This window comes from Pseudorhodoferax sp. Leaf267 (assembly GCF_001422405.1).
Lineage (GTDB): Bacteria > Pseudomonadota > Gammaproteobacteria > Burkholderiales > Burkholderiaceae_C > Pseudorhodoferax.
Genome location: NZ_LMMV01000012.1, coordinates 94,317 through 102,828 on the forward strand (window position 1 = coordinate 94,317; position 8,512 = coordinate 102,828).

The window sequence follows — 8,512 nt, forward strand, 5'->3', positions numbered from 1 at the left end:
GGCCGATGCCCGGCTGCCACCGGATTGCCTGGTTGGGCATGCAGGTGCTGGCCGAGGGCGTGGAGACCGAGGCCCAGGCCGCCGCGCTGCGCCAGCTGGGCTGCAACGAGGTGCAGGGCTATCTGTACGGCAGGCCCATGGCGCTGGACGCCTTCACGGCCTGGCTCGGCGCACAGGGGCCTGCCTGCTGATGCGGGCTGCGCCTGCGTCGACGCCGCGCGTCTGGAGCCTGCGCAGCCACCTCTCGGCGTTGTTGCTCGTGACCATCGGCGTGACCGTCACGGTCGTCGCCCTGGCTGCGCTGCTCTGGAAAGTGCCGCAGACCGAGCGTGACAGCGTGCGCCAGCTGCGGCGCGAAACCGAGGAAGTCTCCAGCCGTCTGTGGCTGCTGCTGCGTGCGCGCCAGGCCCGGCTGGAGCTGTTGGCCGGCCGCGTGCGCGGGCGCTCGGCGGCGGCTGCCGACGCGCTGCTGGTGGAGAGCGTGGGCGCGGAGCGCGAGTTCCAGGCCCTGTACCTGCTGGCGTCGGACGGGCGCGTGCAGGCCGCTGCGCTGGCCGACGTGCTGCAGCTGCGCGACACCGACCTCGTGCAGGCCGACCTCTCCGCCAACGCGCTGTTCCGCGCCGCCCAGCAGCGCCACAGCGTGGTGTGGAGCGGCACCTACCGCTCCGCCCTGTCGGGCCTGAACACCGTGGGCGTCGCGCTGCGCCTGGCCAGCAACCAGGTGCTGGTCGGCGAGATCGCGCAGGCCGAGTTGCTGCGCACGCTGCAGTCGGCCGCCGGCCGGCATGCGGCCTCGATCTGGGTCGTCGACCAGGCCGGCGAGGTGATGGCCGACACCGACGACAGCCGCCATGTCGGCAAGATCAACCTGTACAACTGGCCTGTGCTGCAGGGCGTGCGCGACGGCGCCACGGTGCAGACCGAGGCCAGCCTGCTGGGCCGCGAGCTGCAGCTGGTGGCCACGCGCGCGCCCAGCCTGGGCTGGCTGGTGGTCGGCAACGTGCCCTCCGGCTGGGGGCACCCGCTGATCCGCGAGCTCGTGTTCAATGTCGTGGCCGCCTTCGTCGGCTGCCTGTCCATCGGGCTGCTGATGGCGCCCTTCTGGGCACGGCGCATGGGCCAGGACCTGCGGGACATCGTGGCCCGCGCGGCGCTCACGACCTCGGGCCAGGCGCAGGGCCGCTCCTGGCCGCGCGGCAGCGTCGACGAGTTCAACACGCTGTCGGCCGACCTGGAACAGGTGGCCGCCACGCTGCAGGAGCGCGAGCAGAAGTTCCTGGCCATCTTCAACGCCACGCCGGTGCCCATGGTGGTGACCGATGTCGCCAACGCGCTGCGCATCGTCGATGCCAACGACGCCTACTGCGCCGCGGTCCGCATCCGGCGCGAGGATGCGATCGGTCGCAACGGCCTGGAGCTCGGCCTCTTCAGTGCCGAGGGCTTTGCCACGCTGCCGGACTTTCGCCAGAGCGACAGCCTCGCGGGCGCCATCGACCTGCGGCGCGCCGATGGGCAGGTGCTCAGGGCCCATGTGTTCGGCCGCCGCGCGCGCCTGGAAGACGCGGACTGGATGGTCTGGGCCGTGATCGACACCGGCCCCATGCATGCGCTCGAAGCCGAGCTGTGCGCCCTGAACGAACAGCTCGAAGCCCGCGTGGAGCGCCGCACGCAGGCCTTGTCCGCATCGAACGCGCAGCTCACGCAGACGGTGGCGCAGCTGCAGGTCGCGCAGGACGAGCTCGTGCGCTCCGACAAGCTGGCCGCACTCGGCGCGCTGGTGGCCGGCGTCGCGCACGAGCTGAACACGCCACTGGGCAATGGCGTGATGGCCGTGAGCGCCATGGCCGACGCCGCCGCGCGCTTCGAGGCCGGCATGGCCGGCGGGCTGCGCCGTGCCGACCTGCACCAGCTGCTCGAAGGCGTGGCCCAGGGCGTGGACATCGCGCAGCGCAACCTGCGCCGCACGGCCGACCTGGTGCAGAGCTTCAAGCAGGTCGCGGTGGACCAGACCAGCGCGCAGCGGCGCAGCTTCGAGCTGGCCGAAGTCGTGCACGAGATGGTGGTGAGTCTGCGGCCCAGCCTGCACCGCACGGCTTACCGCATCGTGGTCGACGTGCCGGCCACCGGCCTGCGGCTGGACAGCTACCCCGGCGCGCTGGGCCAGACCATCGGCAACCTGATCCAGAACGCCGTGCTGCACGGCTTCGACGGCCGCTCCCACGGCACGGTCACGCTCACCGGCCTGCGCGATGCCGACGGCCGCATCCGCCTGCGCGTGCAGGACGACGGGGCAGGCATCGCGCCCGAGAACATCGACCGCGTCTTCGAGCCCTTCATGACCACGCGGCAGGGCCGCGGCGGCAGCGGCCTGGGCCTGCACATCAGCCGCAACGCCGTGCAGAGCCTGCTGGGCGGGCAGCTGCTGGTGCAGAGCGCGCCAGGGCAGGGCACGGCGTTCACGCTGGTGCTGCCCGATGTGGCGCCGCGCGCCGAGGGCGACGGCGGCGGCGTGGCCGGCGCGCCATGGGAGAGGGTGTGACCGCGGCTGCGCCCCGCCGCCGCACCGTGCTGCAAGGCGCGCTGGGGCTTGCCGTGGCGGGCTGCGGTGCGCCACGCGCGGCGCTGCGCATCGGCTTTCTCGGCGGGCTGTCGGACCGCGATGCGCACTTCAGCCGCGAAGCGCGCGACGGCGCCTTGCTCGCGATCGAGCAGGCCAATGCGGCCGGTGGCGTGCGCGGCCGCGCGCTGCAGCTCGTGGTGCAGGACCACGGCGGCCCCTTGCACGAGGCTGCGGCCGCGCGGCGCCTGATCGATGCACAGGTGGATGCGGTGGTCGGCCCCTACACCAGTGCCGTGGCCCTGCGCCTGCTGCCGCTGTTCAATGCCGCCCGCGTGCTGCTGCTCAGCCCCACGCTGTCGGCCGACAGCCTCATGCGCCGCGCCGATTACCTGGTGTGCCTCAACAGCTCCACGCGCGAAAGCGCCCAGGCGCTGGCGCAGCTGCTGCTCGCGCGCCGCTGGCGCAGCCTGACCGTGCTGCGCGACATGCGCAACGCCGAAGCCACGCGGCCCTGGAGCGAGGCTTTTGCCCAGGTCTTCGCCGCGGGCGGCGGCACGGTGGCGCAGCAGGTGGACTTCGGCGCCGACGGCCCGCCGGTGTTCGGCGACCTGGCGCAGCGCGCCCTGGCCGTGCCGGTCGATGGCCTGCTGCTGCTGGCCAGCAGCGCCGACACGGCCCGGCTGGCGCAGCAGGTCGCCCAGCGGGCGCGCGGCCTGCCGCTGGCCTCGACCAGCTGGGCGGCCAACCCCGACCTGATCGAGCTGGGCGGCCGGTCGGTCGAGGGGCTGGTGCTGGTGCAGGCCTTCGACGAGGCCGACCGTTCGCCGCGCTACCGCGCGCTGCACGCCGACTACCTGGCGCGCTTCGGCCTGGCGCCCAGCTTCGCCGCCGCCTCGTCCTTCGACGCGGTCATGGTGCTGGCCGCCGCTCTGCAGCGCGCCGCGCCGGGCGAGTCCGTGCGCGACGCCGTGCTGCGCCACGGCCCCTACCAGGGCGTGCAGCAGCTCCTGACCATCGACCGGTTCGGCGACACCCGGCGCGCCGTGGTGGCCAGCATCGTGCGCAACGGCCGTTTCGCGCCCCTGTGATGCGCTGGCCCCGCACCACCTGGCCGCTGGCCAGCCACCTGCTCGCCCTGCTGGGCGTCGCCATGCTGCTGACCTTCACGGTGGTGGCCGGCACGCTCGTGGCCTGGCGCGTGCCCGCCATCGAGCAGGAGGACCGCGAGGCGCTGCAGCGCGAGGCCGAGGACGTGAGCCGGCGCCTGGAATCCCTGCTCGGCACGGCCGAATCGCGCATCAGCCTGGCGCAGATGGCACTGGACGATGCGCCGCGCGACCAGGCCAGCCGCGTGCTGGCGCAGGAGGTGCGCAACAGCCTGGTGCTGGGCGCGCTGTACAGCGTCTCGGCGGACGGCGTGGTCACGGCCGCGGGCGTGGCGCCGGCCCATGCCGCCCGGCAGGGCGACCTGCTCGGCATGGACCTGTTGCACAACCCGCTGGTGCGCGCCCTGTCGAGCCGGGTCGGCGCCGTCTGGGACGGCCGCTACCTGTCACCGCTGACCGCGCTGCGCACGGTCGGCATGGGCCTGCGCGACCCGCTGGGCCGCGTGCTGCTTGCCGAGATGGAGTACGACGCCTACCTGAAGCTCGTGCTGGCCGCGGCCGGCAGCGACGTGGCGGCGTTCTGGATCGTCGACCGCAGCGGCGAGGTGATCGTGGACTCGGACAGCGCCGCCGTGCGCGGCCACGTGAACCTGCGCGGCTGGCCCCTGCTGCAGGCCGCGCTGCAGCAAAAGGTGGCGCTGCAGGAGATCACGCTGGACGGGCAGGCCGTGCTGGCCGCCGCCACTTATTCGAGAGCGCTGGACTGGTATTTGGTGACGCGCCGGCCGACCGGGCTGGACCACCCGCAGGTGCGCAACCTGCTGTCCTCGGTGGCGCTGTCGCTGGGCGCCTGCCTGCTGACGGGCGTCTTCGTGGCCATGTTCTGGGCCCGGCGGCTCGCGCGCCCGCTGCAGGCCATCGTCGCGCGGGCGCGCGCCACCGCCCAGTCGCGCCTGCCGGGTGTGCCGCTGGCGCCGGGCTCGGTGGCCGAACTCAACGCCCTGGCGCGCGAGCTGGACACCATGGCCGGCGCGATGCGCAAGCGCGAGCAACGTTTCCTCGCCATCTTCAATGCCGCGCCGATCCCGATGAGCGTGGCCGACGTGGGCAATGCCCTGCGGCTGCTGGACGTCAACGAGGCCTGGTGCCGCGACCTCAAGCGCCAGCGCGAGGACGCGCTGGGCCGCACCGGCATCGAGATCGGCCTGTGGTCCCTGGCCGAGCGCGACCGCTTCATGGCCGAGCGCCAGGGCGACAAGCTGCAGGGCGAGGCGCGCATCCGGTGCGGCGACGGCACGGCGCTGCAGATGCAGGTGTTCGGCCAGCGCGTGCGCCTGCCCAGCCAGGAGCTGCTGGTGTGGGCCACGGTGGACATCGGCCCGCTGCGCGCGCGCCAGACCGCCTTGCGCGAGCTGAACCAGGCGCTGGAGACGCGTGTCGTGCAGCGCACCGAGGCCCTGGCCGAAATCAACGCCGTGCTCGCGCGCAACGTGGAGCAGCTGCGCGCCGCGCAGGACGAACTGGTGCGCTCGGGCACCATGGCCGCGCTGGGTGGCCTGGTCGCCGGCGTGGCCCATGAGCTCAACACGCCACTGGGCAACAGCCTGATGGCCATCAGCGCGCTGGCCAGCGTGCAGCAGCGGCTGGAGGCCGCCATGGCCGGCGGGCTGCGGCGCGCGGACTTGCAGACCTACCTCGCTGGCCTGCGCGAAGGCACGGACATCGCGCTGCGCAACCTGCGGCGCGCGGCCGAGCTGGTGCAGAGCTTCAAGCAGGTGGCCGTGGACCAGACCAGCGCCAAGCGCCGGCCCTTCGCGTTGCACGAGGTGGTGCACGAGCTGGTGGCCAGCCTGCGGCCCAGCTACGCGCGCACCCCGTACCGCATCGAGGTGCAGGTGCCGGCCAGCGGCCTGGCGATGGACAGCTACCCCGGCGCGCTGGGCCAGGCGCTGGCGCACCTGGTGCACAACGCCATGCTGCATGCGTTCGAAGGCTGCGACCACGGCACCGTGCGCATCGATGCACGCCTTGCCGCGGACGGCGCTATCGTGCTGCGGGTCTGCGACGATGGCCGGGGCATCGCGCCCGACCTGCTGGACCGCATCTTCGACCCCTTCGTCACCACGCGCATGGGCCGCGGCGGCACGGGCCTGGGCCTGCACATCAGCCACAACGCCGTGGCCCAGCTGCTGGGCGGCACGCTGACGGTGCAGAGCGCGCCGGGCGAGGGCACCTGCTTTGCGCTGCGCATGCCGGCCAAGGCCCCGCGCACGCCGCGCAGCACGGGCTTCGGCGCGTTCGAACCAAGCGTTCACGCGCGCGCGCCATGACGATGGCCCGCGCGCCCTGCCACCGACCGTGCCGGCGTGCGCAGCGCCGCGTGGCGCTGGCCTTGGCCGGCACGGGCAGCGTGAAGGCGCGCCTGCATGAGCGCGCATCCATGGGCCGGCCGATGTCGCCAGCCCCTGGCGAACCTTCCATCTGTCGACCGCGATCGCTGCTGGTGCCACGGGCGCGCCAGCATCACGTCCCACCACGCCAACCCCTGCCTCGCACGGGCCACCTATGAACGACCAAGACCTGCTGGAATTCGTCGATGACGACGACGCCACCCCCGCGACCACGCGACCTGCGCGCGCGCCCTGGCGCATCCTCGTGGTGGACGACGACGAGGATGTGCACGAGAGCACGCGCTTCGGCGTGCGCGGCCTGGAGATCGACGGCCGGCCGCTGGAGCTGTTGCACGCGCACTCGGGTGCACAGGCCCTGGCCGTGCTGGCGCGCGAGCCCGACATCGCCGTGATCCTGCTGGACGTGGTGATGGAGACCGACGAGGCCGGCCTGCACACCGTGGAGCGCATCCGCGGCGAGCTGGGCATGGCGCATGTGCGCATCGTGCTGCGCACCGGGCAGCCCGGCCACGCACCCGAGATCGAGACCATCCAGCGCTACGACATCAACGACTACAAGACCAAGAGCGATCTCACGCGCGTGAAGCTCTACACGGCGCTGACCTCGGCGGTGCGCTCGTACGAGCAGCTGCGCCGGCTCGAGGACAGCCGGCGCGGGCTGGAGAAGATCATCGAGGCCAGCAACCAGCTGCTGGCCGCGCAGGGCCTGCGCGGCTTCGCCGACGGCGTGGTCATTCAGGTCGCCAGCCTGATCGGCGTGCCGCCCGAGGGCCTGGTCTGCGCCGCGCAGCGCCAGGCGGCCGGAACCGGGACGGCCGATGGCGTGGTCATCGGCGCCGCCGGTGCGTTCACGGGCCTGGTGGACCGCAGCATCGACGCGCTGCCCGACCCGCAGGTCACCGCCCAGCTGCGCCGTGCCCTGGCCGAGCAGCGCCACCTGCTGGAGCCGGGCCAGCTCACGCTGTTCTTTGCCGGCCACGAGGGCCACGACTTTGCTGCCTTCGTGCGCGCGGATGCACCGCTGCGCGAGGTGGACGCACGCCTGCTCGAGGTCTTCTGCACGAACATCGCCTTGAGCGCGTCCAACCTGGACCTGCTCGCGCGGCTGCGCCAGCACGCCTTCGTCGACCGGCTGCTGGGCCTGCCCAACCGCACGGCGATGATCCGGCACGTGAGCGAGGCCGGCAGCGACGGCCATGCGGCCGACCATGTGCTGGCGCTGCTGGACATCGACCAGTTCGCCGAGACCAACGACATGTTCGGCCATGTCTACGGCGACCAGCTGCTGGAGGCCATCGCGCGGCGCCTGACCGACGGCCTGCCGGCCGCCTGCTTCCTGGCACGCGTGGCGGGCGACACCTTCGGCGTCTGGGGCAGCGCCGCGGCCGTGCAGCCGGCGCGGCTGGCCGCCCTGCTGCAGCAGCCCTTCGAAATCACGGGCGTGGCGCGGCCGGTGTCGTTCTCCATGGGCTTCGTGCGCTGGGAGCAGGACACCGCAGGCGGGCAGGAGCTCTACAAGAACGCCTCGATCGCGCTCAAGCAGGCCAAGGCCGGTGGCCAGGGCGGGGCGCAGTACTACACGGCCGAGGTCGGCTCGGCCACGCGCGAGCGCACGCGGCTGCTGCACGGCCTGCAGCAAGCCTTCAACCGCGACAGGCTGTTCGTGGTCTACCAGCCGCAGCTGGCGCTGGGCACGGGCCGTGCGGTCGGTGCCGAGGCGCTGCTGCGTTGGCGCACCGACGAGGGCCGGTTCGTCTCGCCGGCCCAGTTCATTCCCGTGGCCGAGCAGTCCGGCCTGATCGTGCCCATCGGCCAGTGGGTGCTGCGCACGGCGCTGCGCGCGGCGGCGCGCCTGCGCGACGCGGGCACGCCGCTGCGCATGGCGGTCAACGTCTCGCCGCTGCAGTTCGCGCAGCCGCAGTTCCTGGCCGAGGTCGACCAGGCGCTGGCCGATGCCCGGCTGCCACCGGATTGCCTGGNTGGCGGTCAACGTCTCGCCGCTGCAGTTCGCGCAGCCGCAGTTCCTGGCCGAGGTCGACCAGGCGCTGGCCGATGCCCGGCTGCCACCGGATTGCCTGGAGCTGGAGATCACCGAGTCCGTGGCCGTGATGGGCCTGGAGCGTGTGGGCGCGCTGCTGCGGCAGATCAAGGCACGCGGCATCGCSGTGGCGATCGACGACTTCGGCACGGGCTTTTCCTCGCTGTCCTACCTGGACCGGCTGCCGGCCGACCGGCTCAAGATCGACCGCGCCTTCGTGTCGGCRCTGGACTCGGGCGACGCCGSSGCGCGCATCGCCGAGATGATCGTGCCGCTGGGCCAYCGGYTGGGCATGCAGGTGCTGGCCGAGGGCGTGGAGACCGAGGCCCAGGCCGCCGCGCTGCGCCAGCTGGGCTGCAACGAGGTGCAGGGCTATCTGTACGGCAGGCCCATG

At 73.1% G+C, this 8,512-nt stretch carries 6 protein-coding genes; all 6 read left to right on the plus strand.

Features of this window, described 5'->3' with window-relative positions; all coding sequences use genetic code 11:
* Window positions 1-38: 38 nt before the first annotated feature.
* Entirely contained in the window at window positions 39-191 is a 153-nt protein-coding gene (locus ASF43_RS31710) for an EAL domain-containing protein (protein ID WP_235578266.1), read from the plus strand.
* Window positions 191-2,542 carry an ATP-binding protein gene (locus tag ASF43_RS32265; protein ID WP_056181155.1) on the plus strand — a complete coding sequence of 784 codons (2,352 nt, stop codon included), beginning with the start codon at window positions 191-193 and terminating at the stop codon, window positions 2,540-2,542. Before ASF43_RS31710 ends, ASF43_RS32265 begins: the two co-directional genes overlap by 1 nt.
* Window positions 2,539-3,651: an ABC transporter substrate-binding protein gene (locus tag ASF43_RS12370; protein ID WP_056181158.1), complete on the plus strand. Its 1,113-nt coding sequence runs from the start codon at window positions 2,539-2,541 to the stop codon at window positions 3,649-3,651. Before ASF43_RS32265 ends, ASF43_RS12370 begins: the two co-directional genes overlap by 4 nt.
* A complete protein-coding gene (locus tag ASF43_RS12375; protein ID WP_056181160.1) occupies window positions 3,651-5,999 on the plus strand; it encodes an ATP-binding protein in 2,349 nt (782 codons plus the stop codon). The genes ASF43_RS12370 and ASF43_RS12375 overlap by 1 nt, the downstream gene beginning before the upstream one ends.
* Before the next feature lie 547 nt (window positions 6,000-6,546).
* Window positions 6,547-8,059, plus strand: a 1,513-nt coding sequence (locus ASF43_RS31720; protein ID WP_235578268.1) for a DUF3369 domain-containing protein, incomplete at its 3' end; no start/stop codon positions are given.
* A gap of 45 nt (window positions 8,060-8,104) precedes the next feature.
* Window positions 8,105-8,512, plus strand: a 408-nt coding sequence (locus ASF43_RS32270) for an EAL domain-containing protein (RefSeq protein ID WP_369803278.1), incomplete at its 3' end; no start/stop codon positions are given.